This is a genomic window from Pseudomonas putida, assembly GCA_041879295.1.
Taxonomy (GTDB): Bacteria; Pseudomonadota; Gammaproteobacteria; order Pseudomonadales; family Pseudomonadaceae; genus Aquipseudomonas; species Aquipseudomonas putida_Y.
In genome coordinates, this window is record CP047152.1 from 357,535 (window position 1) to 382,687 (window position 25,153).

Below are 25,153 nucleotides of genomic sequence, written 5' to 3' on the forward strand. Positions count from 1 at the left end.
ACATCAGCGGCATGTTGTTCCTCTGGAGTTGATCGTTCACTCGCGCGTACTGATCAATCTTCGGGTGCCAGCTCGTCACCGTTTTGCAGGCCCAGGCTGCGCAAGTACTCCGCTCGCTCATCGCTGTGCTGTGCAATGCAGCTGTTCCAGGCGATCTGGTAGGCCTTGCTGCCTGGTTGTTCAGCATGGGTTTCGACCTTGCAGTCTGCATCGCGCAGTTGGCTCCAGACTTGCTCGGCTGCCTCTAATCGCGACATCAGGCCGGCCTCGTCGCCAAACTGATCACGCATGCGCGCGACCAGGTCGTCGTAGGCCGACTGCAGCTCACGCTCGGCGATCTGCTTGTTGAATGCTGCGCAGGCGAAGGTCTGCTGGTCGGTCTCCACATTGTCGCAAGGTGTGCTTTCTTCCTCGCTGGCCTGGGCCCCGCTCACGATGGCCAGCAGCACCAGCCATGCCATTGATTTCATCCGCTTTCTCCTCAACAGGCTGTCGAATCGCAGGGATTCTCGCTCAGCCTGAGGCCAGGTGGTAGCTCCCTGACCAAATGTTCATGCAGCGGTCGCAAATGGCGTTATCGAGACTGCCTCTCATCGCCGAAAGACGCGCCAGACGTGCTCATGTCGCGCATTGACGCTTTCGGCAAACCCCCTGTCGTTTTTGCACCGGGGCGCCTCGGGGCACAGGCATATGCTGGCCTCAAAGCGCCGGCAGAAGGTTTGGCGCGACCCAACTCTATAAAAGGGGACAGCCTGATGAGCCCAGCCGAATTACACGCCGACAGCATCGTCATCGATGGCCTGATCATCGCCAAATGGAACCGCGAGCTGTTCGAAGACATGCGCAAAGGCGGTCTCACTGCGGCCAACTGCACGGTGTCGGTCTGGGAAGGGTTCAAGGCTACCGTCGACAACATCGCGTCCAGCCAGAAACTGATCCGCGACAACAGCGACCTGGTGATGCCGGTGCGCACCACCGCCGACATCCGCAAGGCCAAGGAGCTGGGCAAGACCGGCATCCTCTTCGGCTTCCAGAACGCCCATGCGTTCGAGGACCAGATCGCTTATGTGGACGTGTTCAAGCAGCTGGGCGTGGGCATCGTGCAGATGTGCTACAACACCCAGAACCTGGTTGGCACCGGCTGCTACGAGCGTGATGGCGGGCTGTCCGGCTTCGGCCGCGAGATCGTTGCCGAGATGAACCGTGTCGGCATCATGTGCGACCTGTCCCACGTCGGTTCCAAGACTTCCGAAGAAGTCATCCTCGAATCGAAAAAGCCGGTGTGCTACTCGCACTGCCTGCCCTCGGGCCTGAAAGAGCACCCGCGCAACAAGTCGGACGAAGAGCTGAAGTTCATCGCCGATCACGGCGGTTTCGTTGGCGTCACCATGTTCGCGCCGTTCCTGGCCAAAGGCATTGACTCGACCATCGATGACTACGCCGAAGCCATCGAATACACCATGAATATCGTCGGTGAAGACGCCATCGGTATCGGTACCGACTTCACCCAGGGTCACGGCCAGGACTTTTTCGAATACCTGACCCATGACAAGGGCTACGCCCGCCGTCTGACCAACTTCGGCAAGATCATCAACCCACTGGGCATTCGCACTGTCGGCGAATTCCCCAACCTCACCGAGACCTTGCTCAAGCGCGGCCACTCCGAGCGTGTGGTACGCAAGATCATGGGCGAGAACTGGGTAAACGTCCTCAAGGATGTCTGGGGCGAGTAAGCCGCTCTCCAAGCCTGATAGCCCCTGCCAGCAACGCCGGGGCACCCACAAAAAATTTTTATGGAGTTGAGTTTCCATGGCCAAAATCGCCCCGCAATTGCCAATCGAAGTCGACAGCGAGACCGGTGTCTGGACCAGCGACGCCTTGCCGATGCTGTATGTACCTCGGCATTTCTTCGTCAATAACCATATGGGCATCGAGGAAGTGCTGGGCGCCGACGCCTATGCCGAAATCCTCTACAAGGCTGGCTACAAATCCGCTTGGCACTGGTGTGAAAAAGAGGCCGAGTGCCATGGCCTGGAAGGCGTAGCGGTGTTCGAGCACTACATGAAGCGTCTGAGCCAGCGTGGCTGGGGCCTGTTCGAGATCCAGGATATCGACCTGGATAAAGGTACCTGCAGTGTCAAGCTCAAGCACTCTGCATTCGTGTACGTCTATGGCAAGTGCGGCCGCAAGGTCGACTACATGTTCACCGGCTGGTTCGCTGGCGCGATGGACCAGATTCTCGCTGCCCGCGGCAGCAAGATCCGCACCGTGGCCGAGCAGGTCTATGGCGGGTCGGAAGAAGGCCACGAAGATGGCCTGTTCATTACAAAGCCGTTGTAAGCCGGAGATAGCGTCATGGCATTCGAAGCAATGTTCCAGCCGATCCAGATCGGCAAACTGACCATCCGCAACCGTGTGCTCAGCACTGCGCACGCCGAGGTCTACGCCACTGACGGCGGCATGACGACCGACCGCTATGTGAAGTACTACGAAGAGAAGGCCAAGGGCGGCATCGGCCTGGCCATCTGTGGCGGCTCGTCGGTGGTGGCCATCGACAGCCCGCAGGAGTGGTGGGCATCGGTCAACTTGTCGACCGACCGCATCATCCCGCACTTCCAGAATCTTGCCGACGCCATGCACAAGCATGGCGCCAAGATCATGATCCAGATTACCCACATGGGCCGTCGCTCGCGTTGGGACGGCTTCAACTGGCCGACGCTGATGTCGCCATCGGGCATTCGCGAACCTGTGCACCGCGCCACCTGCAAAACCATCGAGGTGGAGGAGATCTGGCGGGTAATCGGCAACTACGCGCAGGCTGCGCGTCGCGCCAAAGAGGGTGGCCTGGACGGCGTGGAATTGTCGGCGGTGCACCAGCACATGATCGACCAGTTCTGGAGCCCGCGGGTCAACAAGCGTACCGACGAATGGGGCGGCACCTTTGAAGGCCGCATGAAATTCGGCCTGGAAGTGCTGAAAGCCGTGCGTGCCGAAGTGGGTGACGACTTCTGCGTGGGCATGCGTATCTGTGGTGACGAGTTCCATCCCGATGGCCTCAGCCACGAAGACATGAAGCAGATCGCCGCCTACTACGACGCCACCGGCATGCTCGACTTCATCGGTGTGGTCGGTTCGGGTTGCGATACTCACAACACCCTGGCCAACGTCATCCCCAACATGAGCTACCCGCCGGAGCCGTTCCTGCACCTGGCGGCCGGTATCAAGGAAGTGGTCAAGGTCCCGGTGCTGCACGCGCAGAACATCAAAGACCCGAACCAGGCCACGCGCATCCTTGAAGGCGGCTACGTGGACATGGTCGGCATGACCCGTGCGCACATGGCAGACCCGCACCTGATCGCCAAGATCAAGATGGGCCAGATCGACCAGATCAAGCAGTGTGTCGGTGCCAACTACTGCATCGACCGCCAGTACCAGGGCCTGGATGTGCTGTGCATCCAGAACGCCGCGACTTCCCGTGAATACATGGGTGTGCCGCACATCATCGAGAAGACCACTGGCGTCAAGCGCAAGGTGGTGGTGGTTGGCGCAGGCCCTGCCGGGATGGAAGCTGCCCGCGTGGCGGCTGAACGCGGCCACGACGTGACCCTGTTCGAGAAGAGGGACCAGATCGGCGGGCAGATCACCATCGCCGCCAAGGCCCCGCAGCGTGACCAGATTGCCGGTATCACCCGCTGGTACCAGCTTGAACTGGCTCGTCTGAAAGTCGACTTGCGCCTGGGCACTGCCGCTGATGTGGCCGCCATTCAGGACCTGCGCCCGGACGTCATCGTGCTGGCGGTAGGTGGGCACTCGTTCCTGGAGCAGAACGAGCACTGGGGCGCTGCTGAAGGGCTGGTGGTCAGCAGCTGGGATGTGCTCGATGGCAAGGTAGCGCCGGGCAAGAACGTGCTGGTGTACGACACCATCTGCGAATTCACCGGTATGTCGGTAGCCGACTTCATCGCCGACAAAGGCAGCCAGGTCGAGATCGTCACCGACGACATCAAGCCAGGCGTGGCCATGGGTGGTACCACCTTCCCCACCTACTACCGCAGCATGTACCCCAAAGAAGTGATCATGACCGGCGACATGATGCTGGAAAAGGTCTACCGCGAAGGCGACAAGCTGGTGGCGGTACTGGAGAACGAATACACCGGCGCCAAGGAAGAGCGCGTGGTTGATCAGGTAGTGGTCGAGAACGGCGTGCGCCCTGACGAAGAGCTGTACTACGCGCTCAAGGAAGGTTCGCGCAACAAGGGCCAGATCGACGTGGAGGCGCTGTTCGCCATCAAGCCACAGCCGATCCTGAGCCAGCCGGGCGAAGGCTACCTGCTGTACCGCATCGGCGACTGCGTGGCCCAGCGCAACGTGCATGCGGCGATCTACGACGCCTTGCGCCTCTGCAAGGACTTCTGATCGTTAACAGTCGCCGCCATCGGGCGCGATCCCTGTAGGAGCGGGTTCACCCGCGAATGCGTCAGCACTGACAACACTGTTGCCTGACCGGATGCATTCGCGGGTGGACCCGCTCCTACATGGGGCCAGTCTCGCCCTCTGGTCGGCGCAAGAATCCAGCTGTTTGTGGGGAGTCTCCCATGTTGAACACCCTTCTACCCATTCTGCTGTTCGCTGCCCTTGGCCTGGCAGTGCTCGGTGCCTTGCGCCGGGTACGCATGTGGCGCCGTGGCCGGCCGTCCAAGGTCAACCTGATCGGCGGCCTGCTGGCCATGCCGCGCCGCTACCTGGTGGACCTGCACCACGTGGTTGAGCGCGACAAATACATGTCCAAGACCCACGTGGCCACTGCGGGCGGCTTTGTGCTATCCGCTGCCCTGGCGATTCTGGTGCATGGTTTTGGCCTGCAGAGCAAGATCCTCGGCTATGCGCTGCTGGTAGCCACGGTGATCATGTTCACCGGCGCCATCTTTGTCTTCAAACGCCGCCTCAACCCGCCCTCTCGCCTGTCCAAGGGCCCGTGGATGCGCCTGCCGAAGAGTTTGCTGGCGTTCGCCGTGAGCTTCTTCATTGCCACCCTGCCGGTCGCCGGTATCCTGCCGGCCAACACCGGTGGCTGGGTGATGGTCGCCATTCTGGGCCTGGGCGTGCTGTGGGGTGTATCGGAGCTGTTCTTTGGCATGACCTGGGGCGGCCCGATGAAGCACGCCTTCGCCGGTGCCTTGCACCTGGCCTGGCACCGCCGTGCCGATCGCTTCGGCGGCGGCCGCTCCACCGGCCTAAAGCCGCTGGATCTGGAAGACCCGAACGCCCCCCTGGGTGTGGAAAAACCGGTGGACTTCACCTGGAACCAGCTGCTGGGCTTCGATGCCTGCGTGCAGTGCGGTAAATGTGAAGCCATGTGCCCGGCCTTTGCCGCTGGCCAGCCGCTGAACCCGAAAAAACTCATTCAGGACATGGTCATCGGCCTTGCCGGTGGCACGGACGCGCAATTTGCCGGTAGCCCGTACCCTGGCAAACCGATCGGCGAACACGGCGGCAATCCGCATCAGCCGATCGTCAATGGCCTGGTCGACGCCGAAACGCTGTGGTCCTGCACCACCTGCCGTGCCTGCGTCGAGGAGTGCCCGATGATGATCGAGCACGTCGATGCCATCGTCGACATGCGCCGCCACCTCACCCTGGAAAAGGGCGCTACCCCGAACAAGGGCGCCGAGGTGCTGGACAACCTGATCGCTACCGACAACCCTGGCGGCTTCGCCCCCGGCGGGCGCATGAACTGGGCTGCCGACCTTAACCTGCAACTGCTGTCTGAAGTCAAAGCGACCGAAGTGTTGTTCTGGGTTGGCGATGGTGCCTTCGACATGCGTAACCAGCGCACTTTGCGTTCGTTTGTCAAAGTGTTGAAAGCCTCGGGCGTGGACTTCGCCGTACTCGGCCTGGAAGAGCGCGACAGCGGCGACGTGGCGCGCCGTCTGGGCGATGAGGCTACCTTCCAGCAACTGGCCAAACGCAACATCCAGACCCTGGCCAAGTACAAGTTCCAGCGCATCGTCACCTGCGATCCGCACAGCTTCCATGTGCTGAAGAACGAATACGGCGCCCTGGGCGGTGATTACCAGGTGCAGCACCACAGCACCTACATCGCCGAACTGATCGCGGCCAAGAAGCTCAACCTCGGTCAGCACAAGGGTGGTAGCGTCACCTACCACGATCCGTGCTACCTGGGCCGCTACAACGGCGAGTACGAAGCCCCGCGCGAAGTGCTCAAGGCGCTGGGTATCGAAGTGCGCGAGATGCAGCGCTCGGGCTTCCGTTCCCGTTGCTGCGGTGGTGGCGGCGGTGCGCCGATCACTGATATCCCTGGCAAGCAGCGTATTCCCGATATGCGCATGGACGACATCCGTGAAACCGAGGCCGAGCTGGTAGCTGTGGGTTGCCCGCAGTGCACTGCCATGCTTGAAGGCGTGGTCGAACCGCGCCCGCAGATCAAGGACTTGGCTGAACTGGTAGCCGACGTGCTGATCGAGGAGGACGGCTCCACTGTCCCAAAGCCGCAAACGGCTAAACGTGAACCTGCGGAGGTGCACTGATGAGCGACATTATCCGCCGCGATCCACGCGCCGAGTGGATCGCCCGTAACCGTCTGCACCCGCTGCATGCCGCGATGCAGACGCAGCAGACCAGCTGGATGGGGCCTAACGGCATCATCCGCAAGAATCCGCATGCGATTGCCGCGGGCTTTGTCGGCCCGGCCGGCATCAAGCGTATCGACCGCAGCGGCGCCCAGCAGGGCACCGGTGCGGGCGGGCGACGCACGGCGGCGGTCGAGGTCAAGTTGCCACTGCACCAGGTGCCGGAGCCGGCGTTCTACATTGCCGTCGTGCCGGACATGGTTGGTGGCCGCCTGAGCAGCCACGACCGCGACCTGCTCGGCCTGGCCCACAGCCTGGCCGGCAGCGACGGGGCGGTGCTGGCAGTGGTGTTCAACGAGCACAAGGAAAGCAACTTTTCCACAGCCGGTGTCGACCGCCTGCTGGTTATCGAAGGCGAGGCCTTTGAAGGTTATGCACCGGAGCAACTGGTGCAAGGCCTGCGGACTGTGGATAACCAGTTCACGCCGCGCCACTGGTTGCTGCCCGACAGCCGCACCGGTGGCGGTGAACTGGGTCGGCGCCTGGGCGCAGCGCTGGGCGAGCGCCCGGCAACGCGGGTATGGCAGGTCAAGGACGGCCAGTGCATCGGCCGCGCCGGTGCCGGCCAGCAAGACCTGCAACGCGCCGTGCCGCGCCTGATCCTGGCGGCAGCCGAGTGCGCCGAGCCGGTCAGCGAGACTCGTCACGAAGCGCTGCCCGTGGAGTTGTCCACAAGTGTGGTGCGCAGCCTGCCGCGCATCGAAGACCTTGGCTCGGTGGCCGTCGACCCGGCCACCATTGCCATGGCTGAAGCCGAGTTCATCGTCTCGGGCGGCAACGGTGTCAAGGACTGGGACCTGTACCACAAGGCCACCGCAGCCCTCGGCGCTACCGAAGGTGCCTCGCGGGTGGCAGTGGACGACGGCTTCATGCCGCGCAACCGCCAAGTGGGGGCTACCGGCACCTGGGTTACCGCGCGTGTCTACGTGGCTGTGGGTATCTCGGGCGCGATCCAGCACCTGCAGGGTATCGGTGCCTGCGACAAGGTGGTGGCGATCAACATGGATCCGGGCTGCGACATGATCAAACGGGCTGACCTGTCGGTGATTGGCGACAGCTCGGCGATTCTCAAGGCGTTGATCGAGGCTGTGGAAAACTTCCGCAGCGGCGGCCAGCGCGACGCGGCATAAGGGCACGAGCATGAGTACGAAAGTGATCAGCCTGGTTTCCATTGGTGCCCACCCCAGCTCCGGCCGCGCCCGCCGCGCCGAGCAGGATGCCCGCGCCGTGGAGCTGGGTTTGCAGCTGGCTGGGGATAACTTGCAGGTGGTGCATGCGGGCGATCCACAGGAAGAGGCCTTGCGCGCTTACCTGGGCATGGGCCTGGACCACCTCGACGTGCTGGAGCAACCGGCCGGGGCCGATGTGCTGGGCGTGCTGGGTGATTATCTGCGCGACGCCGGTGCCCAGCTGGTGCTGACCGGCAGCCAGGCCGAGACTGGCGAGGGTTCGGGCATGTTGCCGTTCCTGCTGGCCGAAAAGCTCGGCTGGCCACTGATTGTCGGGTTGGCCGAAGTGGAATCGATCGACAACGGCACCGCCCAGGTGTTGCAGGCTTTGCCGCGAGGTCAGCGGCGTCGGCTGAAGGTACGTCTGCCATTGCTGGCGACTGTGGATAACGCTGCGCCCAAGCCGCGCCAGAGCGCTTTTGGGCCTGCGCGCCGGGGAGTATTGGCGGCGCGTAACGTGGCCATTGTCGAAGATGAGCTGTTGGCTGAAGCCGAGTTGCAACCGGCCCGTCCAAGGCCCAAGCGCTTGATGGTGATCAAGGCCAAGAGTGGCGCCGACCGCATGAAGGCCGCGACGGCCAAGGCCAGTGGCGGTGGTGGCAAGGTGCTGAAGGACGTTTCGCCGCAGGAAGGCGCTGAGGCGATCCTCAAGCTGCTGGTGGAAGAGGGCGTCCTGCGCTGAGCAGGGCTAGAGGTCTCTTTATGGGAGCGTCCCGGCAAGGCCGCTCCCTCATTCAATACTCAGCATTGACCGAGCGCTTTTGCCCACCAAAACTGTTCGCCAAGGTGTGGATAAAGTGTTTGTGCATGTCTACAGGCCTTTTGTGACGGGCTCTCCAGGTTTTTGATCAAAAAACGTTCAGGCACTCTTCCAGTCTTTGCAGGCGCGTATGTCAGCACTTTCCTGATTTTGCCCACAATCCCTGTTAGCCGGTCTGTGGATAATCTGTTCGGTTACGGCTGCAGGCTGCGTAGTTAAAGGTGTTGATAGGTTTGTTCAAAAAATGATCAATCCCGTTTGAATCTTGCTCGATCCCTGATAATCAGGTCTTTGAACCGCTTATCCACAACCCGGTTCCACACAATTCATCGGTTGCTCACAAAGTCTGTTGGTGTCTCTGTGGACAAGGTGTATGAACCCCGCTGTAACCCAGTGCTAATGAGGGCTTGGCTAATATGATCAAATAATGATCAGCGCCCTGCCTGGCAGTGTTGCCAGTCCGCAAAACTCCAGCCAGCCATTATCGTGTCCACAGGGCTTCATGTTTGTGGGTAACTCATGGCGTCAGTTTGCGACCCCCGTGCTTATACGCCTTACGGCGTCATCACGCAGCTCTGGCTCCTGGGCTGGCTTTTTGTGGACAGTATCGGGATCCAGTAACTTCACGAGGCTTGGGGATGGCGTCGAATGGGCCGACCTTGGGGTACAACTTCCTGGGGCCTTCGCCTACCGATCGTCTGGGGCTTAACGCTGCGTGAATGAGTACATTCGGTTCACTCTTGAGCTTGGGAAGCGCTGCGGCGCAATTTGCAGGAGTGGAGGGTGCAATTTTGGGGGCGAACGCCGGGGCGATGATAAGCCTGACGGCACTGGCGCACGCGCGATCAACGCTGCACTTGGCCCAAGAAGCAGTCCTCTAAGGCAGGTCGGGAAAAATTTCGATTTATTGACAGGCGGAGTTCCGGCTGAGGTTGCTCCGGAAATTGCTTTGGAAGGCGTACAGAGCTCACTTCAGCGTGGTCTGCCGGTGCGGCAATCTGTAGTCAACCGTCCTGCTCATGAAGTGGGCCGAGCAAGCCCCTTAGAGAGGGCTTCGGATTCATGGGCTTTTCAGAACGATACGATGATGCTTAGACAAAGACGACCTTCGAGGTGAATTGGAGGGGCCATGTTTCAGCCCCTCCACACCTCAGTGCAGTCGCTTATTGCGCCTGCACTTCTTTCAGATAAGCCGCCGGCTCTGCTCCCAGGTTGTTCAGCATCCGCCCGCTGTACCAGTCAATGAAGTTCACCACACCAAACTCGTAAGTCTTCGAATACGGGCCAGGCTGGTACGCGGTGGAGTTGATTCCACGCTGGTTCTCTTCGGCCAGACGACGGTCCTGGTCGTTGGTGGCGTCCCACACCTTGCGCATGTTCTCTGGGTTGTAGTCCACGCCTTCCACGGCATCCTTGTGCACCAGCCACTTGGTGGTGACCATGGTTTCCTGCGCGCTGATCGGCCACACGGTGAACACGATCATGTGGTCGCCCATGCAGTGGTTCCACGAGTGCGGCAGGTGCAGGATGCGCATCGAGCCAAGGTCCGGGTTCTTGATGCGACCCATCAGCTTCTGGCAGGCCTGCTTGCCATCCATGGTCATCGACACGGTGCCCTTGAGCAGCGGCATGCGCACGATACGGTTACGCAGGCCGTGGCTCTTGTGCAGGTAAGGGATCTTCTCGGCTTCCCAGGCTGCAGCGGAGGCGGCCACGTGGTCCTTGAATTCCTGGCTGGCGCGCGGGTCGTTGGTGTCGTCCCACTCCAGCAGGGTTTGCAGCAGTTCCGGGTGCGAACCGTTGCAGTGGTAGCACTCGCGGTTGTTTTCCAGCACCAGCTTCCAGTTGGCCTTTTCCATCAAGGTGGTTTGCACCGCCACCTTGGTGTTCTCCATGTCGTACGGTTCCATGTAATGGTCCAGGGTGGCCAGGAACTCGTCGATGGCAGGCGGGTTTTCCGCCAGGCTGATGAAGATGTAGCCCCCGGCAACCTTCACGTTCACCGGCTTGAGGCCATACTGGTTCATATCGAAGTCAGCACCCATCTCGGTGCCGGCGAACAGCAGGCGGCCGTCCAGCTCGTAAGTCCACTGGTGATATGGGCACACCAGTTTGGCCACCTTGCCTTTCTCGCTGACGCACAGGCGCGAACCGCGGTGGCGGCAGACGTTGTGGAACGCATGTACCTTGCCTTCGGCACCGCGCACCACAATGATCGGGTTCTTGCCGATCTGCAGGGTGATGTAGTTGCCCTTGGCCGGGATCTCGCAGGTCATGCCGGCGATCAACCATTCTTTATGGAAGATTTCCTGCATGTCGATCTGGAACAGACGCTCGTCGGTGTAGAAAGGCTGGGGTAGCGAGTAGGTGCGCTCGCGGGTCTGCAACATCTCGGCGGTGGCCTTGCGTGCAGGTTCAAGTGGATCGCCCAGGCTCAGGGTTGCGGTGACGTCCATCGTGTATTCCTCGGGGCCGTATGCGGCCGGCAAAAGGTGGCTAATCGTTGTTGTGGTGCCGCAAGGCTGCTTCAGATAAAACAGCTAGTTCTTTTGCCGTGGAGTGTGCGTCCGAAGACGCCGCGAACCGTATCCATGGGCGACATGGCCGATTTGAATAACGACGCGCCAGCCCTTGTGCCACGGGGCTGGTCGCGATAAGCACGTCGATGTCGCAGGCAGGAATGTACGTCGTCTTCAGCTTGCGCATTATCGCAGCCATGAAAAGGGCCATAGTCGGCCGCTGGAGAAGAACATGTCCGATACCTTCCTCAATCCGGTCACTACCCAGACCTGGGCCAACGGCCGCCACATTGTGCGCTGCGTCAAGGTCATCCAGGAGACCTGGGACGTGCGCACCTTCTGCTTCATGGCCGACCAGCCGATCATGTTCTTCTTCAAGCCGGGGCAGTTCGTCACCCTGGAGCTGGAGATCGAAGGCAAGCCCGTGATGCGGTCCTACACTATCTCCAGTTCGCCGTCAGTGCCCTACAGCTTCTCGATCACCGTCAAGCGCGTGCCGGGCGGCCTGGTGTCCAACTTCCTGCACGACACCATGCACGAAGGCCTCGAGCTGCCGGTGCACGGCCCTGTGGGCCTGTTCAATGCCATCGACTTCCCGTCGGGCAAGGTGCTGTACCTGTCGGGCGGTGTGGGCATTACTCCGGTGATGTCCATGGCGCGCTGGTTCTACGACACCAACGCCAATGTCGACATGGTGTTCGTGCACAGCGCCCGTTCGCCGAAGGACATTATCTACCACCGCGAGCTGGAGCAGATGGCTTCGCGCATCCCCAACTTCAGCCTGCACATTATTTGCGAAAAGCATGGCCTGGGCGAGCCGTGGGCGGGGTACCGCGGTTACCTGAATCAGCGGCTGATGGAGCTGATTGCGCCAGACTACATGGAGCGAGTGGTGTTCTGCTGCGGCCCTACGCCGTACATGACAGCGGTCAAGCGCCTGCTCGAAGCGGTCGGTTTCGACATGGCGAATTACCACGAAGAGTCGTTTGGCGCGACGCCGGCGGAAGCCAAGGCCGATGCCGTGGAGCACGCCGAGCAGGCGGCCGATGCACCGGAGCTGGATGCGTCCGACCTTAATCTGGTGGAGTTCATCGGTAGCGAAAAGAGCATCCGCATCGCCCCGGGCGAGACCGTGCACGCGGCGGCAGCCAAGGTTGGTCTGATGATTCCGAAAGCCTGCGGCATGGGTATCTGCGGCACCTGCAAGGTGCTCAAGCTGGGCGGCGAGGTGGAGATGGAGCACAACGGCGGGATTACCGAAGAAGACGAAGCCGAGGGCTACATCCTGTCGTGCTGCAGCGTGCCGAAAGGGGATGTGCGGATCGATTACTGATTCGAGATATCGGGGCTGCTTGCGCAGCCCTGTTCTATTGCAGGACTGGCATTTTTGCCAGTTTCAGAGTGCCTGGTGGCCGAGTAAGGTTGCCTGAAACCACTCTGGATGACTGTATGAACCAAAGCAATTCGCTTGCCGTGAGTATGTGCCGCTCAGCGCCATATGATCCCTACGGCGCGCAATTTGGCAATCATGCTTCTCTACTCGCATTCAATGGAGAGCTGCGCGACGCCCCCACTGGCAATTATCTGCTTGGCAATGGCAGAAGAGCATATAGCCCAACCTTGAGGCGATTTTTGTCTGCAGACCAACTAAGCCCGTTTTCCAAAGGTGGCATCAACGCTTATGCCTACTGCCTGGGAGACCCGCTCAACAGGCATGATCCAAGTGGAACGTCCAGCCTCTGGGTGCTGGCTAAACGAGTTGTATGGTTTGGATCGCGAATCAAAGCATTTTTTTCTGGCCGCGATCGGTTGAAGACGTTGGGCGAGGGCGCTACATGGTTGGCCGGCATCGGCGGCGCCATGGCCTCTTACGGAGTACCCGGTGCCAAAGAGTTGGCTGCTGTTGGCAGCGTCGTGAGGTTCAGCGTTAAAGTCGTTTCGGTCGGTAAGGCTCTGAAGAAGCATGTTGATCATTTGATCCCTGCCTCAGGACCTTATGTGATGGATCTGGCTGGTGCCGAATTTTCGCCGTTTGTTGGCCCATTTGCCGGTAATCCTCAAATTGACTCGCAAGCCAGTAAGTCGGTCGGACCGGTGGGGCTGCAAAGCGGCTTCAGTTCCTCAGCAATGCCCCCCCGCCCCATGCCCGTACCTCGGGCGAAGTTTGTGAGGCAGCTATCTTTTTCCTGACCGGCGGTTGACTCAAGTCGGAACAAGGTGCCGGTTATCCTGTCAATCTGCGGGTTCGACACCTTATGAATCCGATATTTAATGGCGATAGGGCGCACTTTTCTTTATCGTGTGTGCCCCTCGCAACAACCTGAGATAGACCCATGCTGGAAGCTTCCCTGAATCAAATCGAGCAACTGGTCAGCGACCTGATGCAGAAAAACGCTCAACTCATCGAGCAGAACACCGCCCTTGGCCAGGAACTGGCCCAGGCCAAGGAAGAGAACGAAACCCTGCAACTGTCGCTGATGGAGCAGGAAGAGAAGAACGGCGCTACCGCAGCACGCATCCAGGCCCTGGTCGAGCGTGCCAGCGCGGGCGTTGTTGGCGCATGAGACTGCAGGAGCAGCCGATCAATGTCGTGTCGATTCTCGGCATCGACTATTCGATCAAGGCGCCCGAAGGCCAGGAAGAAACCCTGGCCCAGGCGGTACGGATGCTCAACAAAGCCCTTAACGAGACCAAGCGTCAGTACCCGACCTTGATCGGTGACAAACTGCTGGTGCTGGCTGCCCTTAACCTGTGCTCCAAACAGGTTGAGCTGCAGAAAGAGCATCAGCAGACCCTTGCGCGTACTCAAGCGCAGATCGACGCCACGGTGGATGCCATCGTGCGGACCATTGCAGAGCAATAAGACCGCACACTTTCCCCTGTAGGAGCGGGTTTACCCGCGAATGCGTCAGTGGCTTCAACATCGCGTTCGCGGGTAAATCCGCTCCTGCGGGGTGCATCTGATTGCTTCAGATCACTGGATTAACTGGATACGCAAGTGTATACACTTTCCGCAGAACAATAATGTGCGGGGAGTAGGGGCATGCGTATCTGGCGTAAGAGCATCCAGTTGCAATTGATCACCAGCATGGGCGCTGCCTTGCTGGCGAGCATCCTGGTGGTGGTCATTATCTTCACCGTGGCGCTCAACCGTCTCACCGACCGCTACCTGGTCGACACTGCCCTGCCCGCCAGCGTCGAGGCCATCCGCAACGACATCGAGCGCATGCTGGGGCAACCGTTGGTCGCTGCCGCGGACATTGCCGGTAATACTCTGCTGCGCGACTGGCTTGCTGCCGGTGAAGATCCCGCGCAGGCACCCCAATTCATCGAATACCTGGCCGCCGCCAAACAGCGCAACCACGCTTTTACTGCGCTGTTCGCCTCGACCGAAACCGGCCACTACTACAGCGAGAAGGGCCTGGACCGTACCCTCAGCCGCAGCAACCCCAAGGACAATTGGTTTTACGGTTACATCGACAGCGGCGCCGAGCGGTTCATCAACATCGACATCGATGGTGCCACCGGCGAGCTGGCACTGTTCATCGATTATCGTGTGGAAAAGGAAGGCAAGCTGGTGGGTGTGGCCGGCATGGGCCTGCGCATGACCGAGTTGTCGAAGCTGATCCACGATTTCAGCTTTGGCGAGCACGGCAAAGTGTTTCTGGTGCGCAACGATGGTTTGATCCAGGTGCATCCCGATGGTGCCTTCAGTGGCAAGCGCCAGCTTGCCGAGCAGCTTGGCGCGGACGCAGCCAAAGGTGTCATGACCGGAGGCGCGAGCCTGCGTAGCAGCCGCTTCAGCCGTGACGGTGAGCGCTACCTGGCGCTGGGCTTGCCCTTGCGCGACCTCAACTGGACCCTTGTGGCCGAAGTGCCAGAGTCGGAAATTTACGCGCAAATGCATCAGGCCGTCTGGCTGACCAGCCTGATCGGTGGCGCCGTAGCGTTGGTGTCACTGCTGTTGGTGGTACTGCTGGCGCGAGGCCTGGTGCGGCCGATCCGCCGCGTTACCGCTGCATTGGTTCAGATTGGCGGTGGAGCGGGGGATCTCAGCCACCGTCTGGACGATTCGCGCCAGGATGAGCTGGGTGACCTGGCCCGTGGTTTCAACCGCTTTCTGGACAGCCAGCGCAGCCTGATCGGCGAGGTGTTGAGTACCTCCGAGCGGCTGCGGCGGGCCGTGGAGCAGGTAACCCAGGTGGTGGACAACACTGCCGAGCGCTCCGGGCGCCAGCAGGAGATGACCGAAATGGTCGCCACTGCTGTACACGAGATGGGCCTGACCGTGCAGGACATCGCCCGTAATGCCGGCGATGCGGCCCAGGCGTCGCAGTCGGCACGAGACGAGGCGTTGCAGGCGCGCGAGGTGGTGCAACGATCCATTCGTGGCATCGAGGGCATGTCGGGTGACATCGGCAAGGCGGCCGATGCGGTCAGCCAACTGGCTGACGAAGTCGCCTCGGTCGATGAAGTGCTCGCGGTAATCCGCAGCATTTCCGAGCAGACCAACCTGCTCGCGCTGAACGCTGCCATCGAGGCCGCGCGGGCAGGGGAGATGGGGCGCGGGTTCGCTGTGGTGGCCGATGAAGTACGTACGCTGGCCCGGCGCACACAGCTGTCCACCGATGAAGTGCAGCAGATGATCCAGCGCCTGAAGCTGGGGGCAGGTTCGGCGGTGAGTTCAATGCAGGCAGGGCAGCAGGCTACCGGCAGCGGCGTGGAATCGAGCCAGCGCACCGGGGCATCGCTGAGCGCGATTACCGACCAGGTAGAGCACATCAGTGACATGAATCACCAAGTGGCCACGGCTACCGAGGAGCAGTCGGCGGTGACCGAGGAAATCAACCGGACGGTGCAGGGGATTTCCGATTTGGCGCGTGAGACGGCGGCGGAGGTGCAAGGGTGCCGCGAGGAGTGCCAGGCGTTGCGTGGGTTGGCTGATGACCTGGCGCGGCAGATGGGTGGGTTCAGGCTTTAGATCGCCGGGGCCGCAAGGCGGCCCCAGCACTCGCTCAGCCACCAATGATCGTGCGGATATCCGCGGCCAGCTCACGCACCCGCGCTTCTTCGGTATCCCACGAGCACATGAAGCGCGCGCCACCGCTGCCGATAAAGGTATAGAAGCGCCAGCCCTTGCCCCGCAGCGCCTCGATGGCGTGCTCCGGCATCTGCAGGAACACCCCGTTGGCCTCCACCGGGAACATCAGCTCTACCCCCGGCAGGCCACTGACCAACGATGCCAGCAGCTGCGCGCAATGATTGGCGTGGTTTCCATGGCGTAACCAGGCGCCATCTTCCAGCAGCCCGACCCATGGCGCCGACAAGAAGCGCATTTTCGACGCCAGTTGCCCGGCTTGCTTGCAGCGATAATCGAAGTCTTCGGCCAACTGGCGGTTGAAGAACAGAATCGCCTCGCCCACCGCCATGCCGTTCTTGGTGCCGCCAAAGCACAGCACATCCACACCGGCCTTCCAGGTCAGTTCGGCCGGGCTGCAGCCCAGGAAAGCACAGGCGTTGGTAAAGCGTGCGCCGTCCATGTGCAGGTTCAGGCCCAGCTCCTTGCAGGTGGCGCTGATCGCCTTCAGCTCGTCTGGGCGGTACACCGTGCCCACTTCCGTGGCCTGGGTAATGGTCACCACGCGCGGCTTGGGGTAATGGATATCCTGGCGTTTGAGCGCCACTTCGCGGATCGACTGTGGCGTCAGCTTGCCGTTGACGCTGGCCGCTGTCAGCAGCTTGGAGCCGTTGGAGAAAAACTCCGGCGCACCGCATTCGTCGGTTTCGACGTGGGCGGTCTCGGAGCAGATCACGCTGTGGTAGCTCTGGCACAGCGACGCCAGGGCCAGGGAGTTGGCCGCGGTACCGTTGAAAGCGAAGAACACTTCGCAGTCGGTTTCGAACAGATTGCGGAAGTACTCCGATGCACGCTCGGTCCACTGGTCGTCGCCGTAGGCGCGGTCGTGGCCGCGGTTGGCTTTTTCCATCGCCGCCCAGGCTTCGGGGCAGATGCCGGAATAGTTGTCGCTGGCGAATTGTTGGCTCTTGTCTGTCATGGCACGGTCCTGTGAACGACGCAGAACAGCACTCTAAACCATCGATTCAGCACTTGCCTATACAACCCGTGCATCGGCTGATTTCTGTGTTGTCCGGGCTGGCCCTTTCGCGGGTGAACCCGCTCCCACAGGGCGCCGCAAGCCTTCAGAGCGCGACCGTACCTGTGGGAGCGGGTTCACCCGCGAAAGGGCCAGCACAAACAGCACAACAGCGAATGTCGTAAACGCGCCATTGCAAGGCGTGCGCAGGCATCTGACCCGACCCCACCAGTCATAACATCGCCACAAAGGGCCACAGTGCCCCACGACAAAAAATGATCGCTGCCGGGAGATACACAATGTTCAGCAAGCAAGACCAGATCCAGGGTTACGACGATGCACTGCTGGCGGCGATGAATGCCGAAGAACAGCGCCAGGAAGATCACATCGAGCTGATCGCCTCGGAGAACTACACCAGCAAGCGCGTCATGCAGGCCCAAGGCAGCGGCCTGACCAACAAGTACGCCGAAGGCTACCCGGGCAAGCGTTACTACGGTGGCTGCGAGCACGTAGACAAGGTAGAGGCCCTGGCTATCGAGCGCGCCAAGCAGCTGTTCGGTGCCGACTACGCAAACGTCCAGCCGCACTCCGGCTCGTCGGCCAACGGCGCGGTCTACCTGGCCCTGCTGCAAGCCGGTGACACCATCCTGGGCATGAGCCTGGCCCACGGTGGTCACCTGACCCACGGCGCCAAAGTGTCCTCCTCGGGCAAACTGTACAACGCTGTCCAGTACGGCATCGACACCAACACCGGCCTGATCGACTATGATGAAGTCGAGCGCCTGGCGGTCGAGCACAAGCCGAAAATGATCGTTGCCGGTTTCTCGGCCTACTCCAAGACCCTCGACTTCCCACGCTTCCGCGCCATCGCCGACAAAGTGGGCGCACTGCTGTTCGTCGACATGGCCCACGTTGCCGGCCTGGTTGCCGCTGGCCTGTACCCGAACCCGATCCCGTTCGCCGACGTGGTCACCACCACTACCCACAAGACCCTGCGCGGTCCACGTGGCGGCCTGATCCTGGCCAAGTCGAACGAAGAGATCGAGAAAAAGCTGAACGCCGCTGTATTCCCGGGCGCCCAGGGTGGCCCGCTGATGCACGTGATCGCTGCCAAGGCGGTGTGCTTCAAGGAAGCGCTGGAGCCTGAATTCAAGGCCTACCAGCAGCAAGTGATCGAAAACGCCCAGGCCATGGCCAAGGTGTTCATCGACCGTGGCTACGATGTGGTTTCCGGTGGTACCGACAACCACCTGTTCCTGGTCAGCCTGATCCGTCAGGGCCTGACTGGCAAAGACGCCGACGCCGCCCTGGGTCGTGCGCATATCACCGTCAACAAGAACGCCGTGCCGAACGACCCGCAGTCGCCGTTCGTCACTTCGGGTCTGCGTATCGGCACCCCGGCCGTCACCACCCGCGGCTTCAAGGTCGCTCAGTGTGTGGCATTGGCTGGCTGGATTTGCGACATCCTCGACAACCTCGGTGACGCAGACGTCGAAGCCGATGTGGCGAAGAACGTCGCGGCCCTGTGCGCAGATTTCCCTGTCTACCGCTGAGTGGAGTCACACACCATGCAACGTTACTCGGGCTTCGGCCTTTTCAAGCACTCCCTCAGCCACCACGAAAACTGGCAGCGGATGTGGCGCACGCCAACCCCTAAAAAGGTTTACGACGTGGTTATTGTCGGTGGTGGCGGCCATGGCCTGGCCACGGCCTACTACCTGGCCAAAGAGCACGGCATCACCAACGTTGCCGTGATCGAGAAGGGCTACCTGGGCGGCGGCAACACCGCCCGTAACACCACCATCGTGCGTTCCAACTACCTGTGGGACGAGTCGGCGCACCTGTACGAGCACGCCATGAAGCTGTGGGAGGGCCTGTCCCAGGACCTCAACTACAACGTGATGTTCTCCCAGCGCGGTGTTTACAACCTGTGTCACACCCTGCAGGACATGCGTGACTCCGAGCGTCGGGTCAGCGCCAACCGCCTCAACGGCGTGGATGGCGAGCTGCTGAATACTGCCCAGGTTGCGGCCGAAATCCCGTACCTGGACTGCTCCAAGAACACCCGCTACCCGATCCTCGGCGCCACCGTACAGCGCCGTGGCGGCGTTGCCCGTCACGATGCCGTGGCCTGGGGCTTCGCCCGCGCTGCCGACGCCTTGGGTGTCGACCTGATCCAGCAAACCGAAGTGATCGGCTTCCGCAAGGAAAACGGCGCGGTCATCGGTGTGGAAACCAACAAAGGCTTCATCGGCGCCAAGCGCGTCGGCGTGGTCACCGCCGGTAACTCCGGGCACATGGCCAAGCTGGCCGGCTTCCGCCTGCCGCTGGAATCGCACCCGCTCCAAGCGCTGGTATCCGAGCCGATCAAGCCGATCATCGACAGCGTGATCATGTCCAACGCCGTGCACGGCTACATCAGCCAGTCCGACAAAGGCGACCTGGTGATCGGTGCCGGTATCGACGGCTGGGTCGGCTACGGCCAGCGCGGTTCGTACCCGGTGATCGAGCACACCCTGCAGGCCATCGTCGAGATGTTCCCCAACCTTTCGCGTGTTCGCATGAACCGCCAGTGGGGCGGCATCGTAGACACCTCGCCGGACGCCTGCCCGATCATCACCAAAACCCCGGTCAAGAACATGTTCTTCAACTGCGGTTGGGGTACTGGCGGCTTCAAGGCGACCCCCGGTTCGGGCAACGTCTTCGCCGCGAGCCTGGCCAAGGGCGAAATGCACCCACTGGCCGCGCCGTTCTCCATGGACCGTTTCTACAACGGCGCACTGATCGACGAACACGGCGCCGCCGCCGTCGCCCACTAACCGGAGACACCGTCATGTTGCATATTTTCTGTCCCCACTGCGGCGAGCTGCGCTCCGAAGAAGAGTTCCACGCCTCTGGCCAGGCACACATCGCCCGCCCGCTGGACCCTAACGCCTGCTCCGACGAGGAGTGGGGTACCTACATGTTCTACCGTGACAACCCACGCGGTATTCACCATGAACTGTGGGACCACGTTGCCGGCTGCCGCCAGTACTTCAACGTCACCCGTGACACCGTGACCTACGAAATTCTGGAAACCTACAAGATTGGCGAGAAGCCGCAAGTGACCGCCAATGGCAAAGCCGCCAGCGCCACGTCGACCGTCAAAGGCCAAGGGGAAAAAGTATGAGCCAGACCTATCGCCTCGCCAGCGGCGGCCGTATCGACCGCAGCAAGGTCCTGAACTTCACCTTCAACGGCAAGACCTACCAGGGTTATGCCGGTGACAGCCTGGCCGCCGCGTTGCTGGCCAACGGCGTCGACATTGTCGGCCGTAGCTTCAAGTACTCGCGCCCGCGCGGCATCATCGCCGCCGGTACCGAAGAGCCGAACGCCATCCTGCAGATCGGCTCCAGCGAAGCTACCCAGATCCCCAACGTGCGTGCCACCCAGCAGGCGCTGTACGCAGGTCTTGTCGCCACCAGCACCAACGGCTGGCCGAACGTCAACAACGACGTCATGGGCATCCTCGGCAAGGTTGGCGGCAGCATGATGCCGCCGGGCTTCTACTACAAAACCTTCATGTACCCCAAATCGTTCTGGATGACTTACGAGAAGTACATCCGTAAAGCCGCCGGCCTGGGCCGTGCACCGCTGCAGAACGATCCTGACAGCTACGACTACATGAACCGGCACTGCGACGTGCTGATCGTCGGCGCCGGCCCTGCTGGCCTGGCTGCGGCATTGGCCGCTGCGCGCAGCGGTGCCCGCGTGATCCTGGCTGACGAGCAGGAAGAGTTCGGCGGCAGCCTGCTCGACACCCGCGAAACCCTCGACGGCAAGCCTGCCGCCGACTGGGTCAACGCAGTGGTCAAAGAGCTGGAAAGCCTGCCAGAAGTGACCCTGCTGCCACGTGCCACGGTCAACGGCTACCACGACCATAACTTCCTGACCATTCACGAGCGCCTCACCGACCACCTCGGCGATCGCGCCCCGATCGGCCAGGTTCGCCACCGCGTGCACCGCGTTCGCGCCAAGCGTGTGGTACTGGCTGCCGGCGCCCACGAGCGCCCGCTGGTGTACGGCAACAACGACGTGCCGGGCAACATGCTGGCCGGTGCTGTTTCCACCTATGTTCGCCGCTATGGCGTGGCCCCGGGTCGCAAGCTGGTACTGTCGACCAACAACGACCACGCCTATCGCGCCGCGCTGGACTGGCACGACGCAGGCCTGCAAGTGGTCGCCATTGCCGACGCCCGCCACAACCCGCGTGGTTCGCTGGTTGAAGAAGCGCGTGCCAAAGGCATTCGCATCCTCACCTCCAGCGCCGTGGTCGAGGCCAAAGGCAGCAAGCACGTCACCGGTGCCCGTGTGGCGGCCATCGATGTGCAGGCGCACAAAGTCACCAGCCCAGGCGAAGTCCTCGAGTGCGACCTGATCGCGTCCTCGGGCGGTTACAGCCCGATCGTGCACCTGGCTTCGCACCTGGGCGGTCGCCCGGTATGGCGTGACGATATCCTTGGCTTTGTGCCGGGCGATGCGCCGCAGAAGCGTGAGTGCGTCGGTGGTATCAACGGCGTGTATGCCTTGGGCGATGTGATTGCCGATGGCTTCGAAGGCGGCGTCCGCGCAGCCACTGAGGCCGGTTTCAAGGCCACTGTCGGCACCCTGCCAAAAACCGTGGCGCGCAAGGAAGAGGCCACTGTGGCACTGTTCCTGGTGCCGCACGACAAAGGCACCAAGGGGCCGAAGCAGTTCGTCGACCAGCAGAACGACGTGACCGCAGCCGGTATCGAACTGGCCACCCGTGAAGGCTTCGAGTCGGTCGAGCACGTCAAGCGCTACACCGCGCTGGGCTTCGGTACCGACCAGGGCAAACTGGGCAACATCAACGGCCTGGCCATCGCCGCCCGTTCGATCGGCATCACCATCCCGGAAATGGGTACCACCATGTTCCGCCCCAACTACACGCCGGTCACTTTCGGCGCGGTAGCGGGCCGTCACTGTGGTCACCTGTTCGAGCCCGTGCGCTTCACTGCCCTGCATGCCTGGCACGTGAAGAATGGCGCCGAGTTCGAAGACGTCGGCCAGTGGAAGCGCCCGTGGTACTTCCCGAAAGCCGGCGAAGACATCCATGCTGCCGTCACGCGTGAATGCAAGGCAGTGCGCGACAGCGTCGGCCTGCTGGACGCCTCGACCCTGGGCAAGATCGACATCCAGGGCCCGGACGCGCGCGAATTCCTCAACCGCATCTACACCAACGCCTGGACCAAGCTCGACGTGGGCAAGGCCCGCTACGGCCTGATGTGCAAGGAAGACGGCATGGTCTTCGACGACGGCGTAACCGCCTGCGTCGGCGACAACCACTTCATCATGACCACCACCACCGGCGGCGCTGCCCGCGTGCTGCAGTGGATGGAGCTGTATCACCAGACCGAGTGGCCAGAGCTGAAGGTGTATTTCACTTCGGTCACTGACCACTGGGCCACCATGACCCTGTCCGGCCCTAACAGCCGCAAGCTGCTGAGCGAGCTGACCGACATCGACATGGACAAGGAAGCCTTCCCGTTCATGACCTGGAAGGAAGGCAACGTCGGTGGCGTGCCGGCCCGTGTGTTCCGTATCTCGTTCACCGGCGAGCTGTCGTACGAAGTGAACGTGCAGGCCAACTACGCGATGGGCGTGCTGGAACAGATCATCGAGGCCGGCAAGAAGTACAACCTGACCCCGTACGGCACCGAGACCATGCACGTACTGCGTGCAGAGAAGGGCTTCATCATCGTGGGCCAGGACACCGATGGTTCGATGAACCCGGACGACCTGAACATGAGCTGGTGCGTTGGCCGCAACAAGCCGTTCTCGTGGATCGGCCTGCGTGGCATGAACCGCGAAGACTGCGTACGTGAGAACCGCAAGCAGCTGGTGGGCCTGAAGCCGGTCGACCCAACCAAGTGGCTGCCGGAAGGCGCCCAACTGGTGTTCGACCCGAAACAGCCAATCCCGATGGACATGGTCGGCCACGTCACCTCCAGCTACGCGTCCAACTCCCTGGGCTACTCGTTCGCCATGGGTGTGGTCAAAGGCGGCCGCAAGCGCATGGGCGAGCGTGTCTACTCGCCGCAGGCGGATGGCAGCGTGATCGAGGCGGAAATCGTGTCTTCGGTGTTCTTCGATCCGAAGGGTGAGCGGCAGAACGTCTAAGGCCCCCGGTCCAACCGGTGCCAGGCGTGGAATGAGGACTCTGTGGGAGCGGGCGTGCCCGCGAAGAGGGCGGTGAATTCAACATCGCATTCGCGGGCATGCCCGCTCCCACAGGATGGCCGTCTCCCGCAGGCATCGTGGTCGAATCCAGAATTCAAGGCAGGTAAGAAATGAGCGCTATCAACGTCTTCCAGCAAAACCCCGGCGCCGAGGCCAAAGCCCAGTCGCCACTGCACCATGCCGACCTGGCCAGCCTGGTAGGCAAAGGCCGCAAGAACGCAGGCGTGACCCTGCGTGAACGCAAGTTCCTCGGCCACCTCACCCTGCGCGGTGATGGCCACAACCCGGAATTCGCCGCCGGCGTGCACAAGGCCCTTGGCCTGGAGCTGCCAGTGGCGCTGACCGTGGTCGCCAACAAGGATATGTCGCTGCAATGGGTCGGCCCCGACGAGTGGTTGCTGATCGTACCCGGCGGTCAGGAGCTGGCAGTCGAGCAAAAGCTGCGCGCGGCCCTTGAAGGCCAGCACATTCAGGTAGTCAATGTCAGTGGCGGGCAAAGCCTGCTGGAACTGCGCGGCCCGAACGTGCGCGACGTGCTGATGAAGTCCACCAGCTATGATGTTCACCCGAACAACTTCCCGGTGGGCAAGGCTGTGGGCACCGTGTTCGCCAAGTCGCAGTTGGTGATCCGCCGCACTGCAGAAGACACCTGGGAGCTGGTGATTCGCCGCAGCTTTGCCGACTACTGGTGGCTGTGGCTGCAGGACGCTTCTGCCGAATACGGCTTGAGCATCGAAGCTTAAGGAGACCAGAACATGAGTCGGGCACCGGATACCTGGATTCTCACCGCCGACTGCCCGAGCATGCTCGGTACCGTCGACGTGGTGACGCGTTACCTCTTCGAGCAGCGCTGCTACGTGACGGAGCACCACTCCTTCGATGACCGGCAGTCGGGGCGCTTCTTCATTCGCGTCGAGTTTCGTCAGCCGGACGATTTCGACGAGGCGGGCTTCCGGGCCGGCCTCGCCGAGCGCAGCGAAGCGTTCGGCATGGCCTTCGAGCTGACCGCGCCCAACCACCGCCCCAAGGTGGTGATCATGGTGTCCAAGGCTGACCATTGCCTGAATGACCTGCTGTATCGCCAGCGCATTGGCCAATTGGGTATGGATGTGGTGGCCGTGGTGTCGAACCATCCGGACCTCGAACCCTTGGCGCATTGGCACAAGATTCCTTATTACCACTTCGCACTCGACCCCAAGGACAAGCCCGGGCAAGAGCGCAAGGTGCTGCAGGTGATCGAGGAGACCGGTGCTGAGCTGGTTATTCTTGCCCGCTATATGCAGGTACTGTCGCCCGAGCTTTGCCGCCGTCTGGATGGTTGGGCGATCAATATTCACCACTCGCTGTTGCCGGGTTTCAAAGGCGCCAAGCCTTATCACCAGGCCTACAACAAGGGTGTGAAAATGGTCGGTGCCACGGCGCACTACATCAACAACGACCTGGATGAAGGGCCGATCATTGCCCAGGGTGTCGAGGTGGTGGATCACAGTCACTATCCCGAAGACCTGATTGCCAAAGGGCGGGATATCGAATGCCTGACATTGGCGCGAGCGGTGGGTTATCACATCGAGCGACGGGTGTTCCTCAACGCCAACCGGACTGTGGTTCTCTAACACCTGTTCTGGCCTCTTCGCGGGCAAGCCCGCTCCTACAGGTACTG

20 protein-coding genes are annotated in these 25,153 nt (G+C 61.5%); 17 read left to right on the top strand and 3 right to left on the bottom strand.

Annotation, left to right across the window (positions count from 1 at the left end; translation table 11 throughout):
• Positions 1–53 precede the first annotated feature (53 nt).
• Entirely contained in the window at positions 54–470 is a 417-nt protein-coding gene (locus tag GST84_01640) for a DUF1311 domain-containing protein (GenBank protein ID XGB11128.1), read from the bottom strand.
• A 285-nt stretch (positions 471–755) separates the two neighbouring features.
• On the opposite strand from GST84_01640, the gene GST84_01645 reads away from it, so the two are divergent.
• The 6 genes from GST84_01645 (at position 756) to GST84_01670 (ending at position 8,561) form a co-directional block, all read left to right on the top strand.
• A complete protein-coding gene (locus tag GST84_01645) occupies positions 756–1,733 on the top strand; it encodes a peptidase M19 (GenBank protein ID XGB11129.1) in 978 nt (325 codons plus the stop codon).
• Positions 1,734–1,809: 76 nt separating this feature from the next.
• Positions 1,810–2,340 (top strand): hydrocarbon binding protein, encoded by a 531-nt coding sequence (locus tag GST84_01650; GenBank protein ID XGB11130.1) that lies wholly within the window; start codon positions 1,810–1,812, stop codon positions 2,338–2,340.
• Positions 2,341–2,355: 15 nt separating this feature from the next.
• Positions 2,356–4,416, top strand: coding sequence for a dimethylglycine demethylation protein DgcA (gene dgcA / locus GST84_01655; protein XGB11131.1), 2,061 nt, complete (start codon positions 2,356–2,358; stop codon positions 4,414–4,416).
• 179 nt (positions 4,417–4,595) lie between these two features.
• The gene (gene dgcB, locus GST84_01660) at positions 4,596–6,548 is read left to right on the top strand and encodes a dimethylglycine demethylation protein DgcB (protein ID XGB11132.1); all 1,953 of its coding nucleotides are present in this window, start codon (positions 4,596–4,598) and stop codon (positions 6,546–6,548) included.
• Positions 6,548–7,780: an electron transfer flavoprotein subunit alpha/FixB family protein gene (locus GST84_01665; protein ID XGB11133.1), complete on the top strand. Its 1,233-nt coding sequence runs from the start codon at positions 6,548–6,550 to the stop codon at positions 7,778–7,780. The genes dgcB and GST84_01665 overlap by 1 nt, the downstream gene beginning before the upstream one ends.
• 10 nt (positions 7,781–7,790) lie before the next feature.
• Positions 7,791–8,561, top strand: a complete 771-nt coding sequence (locus tag GST84_01670) for an electron transfer flavoprotein subunit beta (protein XGB11134.1) — start codon at positions 7,791–7,793, stop codon at positions 8,559–8,561.
• Between the two features lie 1,241 nt (positions 8,562–9,802).
• Here the strand turns inward: GST84_01670 and gbcA are convergent.
• Positions 9,803–11,095 carry a glycine-betaine demethylase subunit GbcA gene (gene gbcA / locus GST84_01675; protein XGB11135.1) on the bottom strand — a complete coding sequence of 431 codons (1,293 nt, stop codon included), beginning with the start codon at positions 11,093–11,095 and terminating at the stop codon, positions 9,803–9,805.
• A 295-nt stretch (positions 11,096–11,390) separates the two neighbouring features.
• Here gbcA and gbcB point away from each other — a divergent pair, with 295 nt between their 5' ends.
• The 5 genes from gbcB (at position 11,391) to GST84_01700 (ending at position 16,139) form a co-directional block, all read left to right on the top strand.
• The gene (gene gbcB / locus GST84_01680) at positions 11,391–12,491 is read left to right on the top strand and encodes a glycine-betaine demethylase subunit GbcB (protein ID XGB11136.1); all 1,101 of its coding nucleotides are present in this window, start codon (positions 11,391–11,393) and stop codon (positions 12,489–12,491) included.
• Between the two features lie 116 nt (positions 12,492–12,607).
• Entirely contained in the window at positions 12,608–13,348 is a 741-nt protein-coding gene (locus tag GST84_01685) for an RHS repeat-associated core domain-containing protein (GenBank protein ID XGB11137.1), read from the top strand.
• Positions 13,349–13,491: 143 nt separating this feature from the next.
• Positions 13,492–13,722 carry a hypothetical protein gene (locus tag GST84_01690; protein ID XGB11138.1) on the top strand — a complete coding sequence of 77 codons (231 nt, stop codon included), beginning with the start codon at positions 13,492–13,494 and terminating at the stop codon, positions 13,720–13,722.
• On the top strand, positions 13,719–14,021 hold the full coding sequence (gene zapA / locus GST84_01695; GenBank protein ID XGB11139.1) for a cell division protein ZapA: 303 nt from the start codon (positions 13,719–13,721) through the stop codon (positions 14,019–14,021). Before GST84_01690 ends, zapA begins: the two co-directional genes overlap by 4 nt.
• Before the next feature lie 180 nt (positions 14,022–14,201).
• On the top strand, positions 14,202–16,139 hold the full coding sequence (locus GST84_01700) for a HAMP domain-containing protein (protein XGB11140.1): 1,938 nt from the start codon (positions 14,202–14,204) through the stop codon (positions 16,137–16,139).
• A gap of 34 nt (positions 16,140–16,173) precedes the next feature.
• On the opposite strand, the gene GST84_01705 is transcribed toward GST84_01700, so the two are convergent.
• Positions 16,174–17,214, bottom strand: a complete 1,041-nt coding sequence (locus GST84_01705; GenBank protein XGB11141.1) for a threonine aldolase — start codon at positions 17,212–17,214, stop codon at positions 16,174–16,176.
• A gap of 338 nt (positions 17,215–17,552) precedes the next feature.
• Between GST84_01705 and GST84_01710 the strand changes: the two genes are divergently transcribed.
• The 6 genes from GST84_01710 to purU all read left to right on the top strand — a co-directional run bounded on the left by GST84_01710 (position 17,553) and on the right by purU (position 25,106).
• Positions 17,553–18,806 carry an aminotransferase class I/II-fold pyridoxal phosphate-dependent enzyme gene (locus GST84_01710; GenBank protein ID XGB11142.1) on the top strand — a complete coding sequence of 418 codons (1,254 nt, stop codon included), beginning with the start codon at positions 17,553–17,555 and terminating at the stop codon, positions 18,804–18,806.
• A gap of 15 nt (positions 18,807–18,821) precedes the next feature.
• On the top strand, positions 18,822–20,072 hold the full coding sequence (locus tag GST84_01715; protein XGB11143.1) for a sarcosine oxidase subunit beta family protein: 1,251 nt from the start codon (positions 18,822–18,824) through the stop codon (positions 20,070–20,072).
• A 14-nt stretch (positions 20,073–20,086) separates the two neighbouring features.
• Positions 20,087–20,422: a sarcosine oxidase subunit delta family protein gene (locus GST84_01720; GenBank protein XGB11144.1), complete on the top strand. Its 336-nt coding sequence runs from the start codon at positions 20,087–20,089 to the stop codon at positions 20,420–20,422.
• Positions 20,419–23,433, top strand: coding sequence for a sarcosine oxidase subunit alpha family protein (locus tag GST84_01725; GenBank protein ID XGB11145.1), 3,015 nt, complete (start codon positions 20,419–20,421; stop codon positions 23,431–23,433). The genes GST84_01720 and GST84_01725 overlap by 4 nt, the downstream gene beginning before the upstream one ends.
• 170 nt (positions 23,434–23,603) lie before the next feature.
• Entirely contained in the window at positions 23,604–24,236 is a 633-nt protein-coding gene (soxG, locus tag GST84_01730) for a sarcosine oxidase subunit gamma family protein (protein XGB11146.1), read from the top strand.
• A gap of 12 nt (positions 24,237–24,248) precedes the next feature.
• Positions 24,249–25,106: a formyltetrahydrofolate deformylase gene (purU, locus tag GST84_01735; GenBank protein XGB11147.1), complete on the top strand. Its 858-nt coding sequence runs from the start codon at positions 24,249–24,251 to the stop codon at positions 25,104–25,106.
• Positions 25,107–25,153 lie beyond the last annotated feature (47 nt).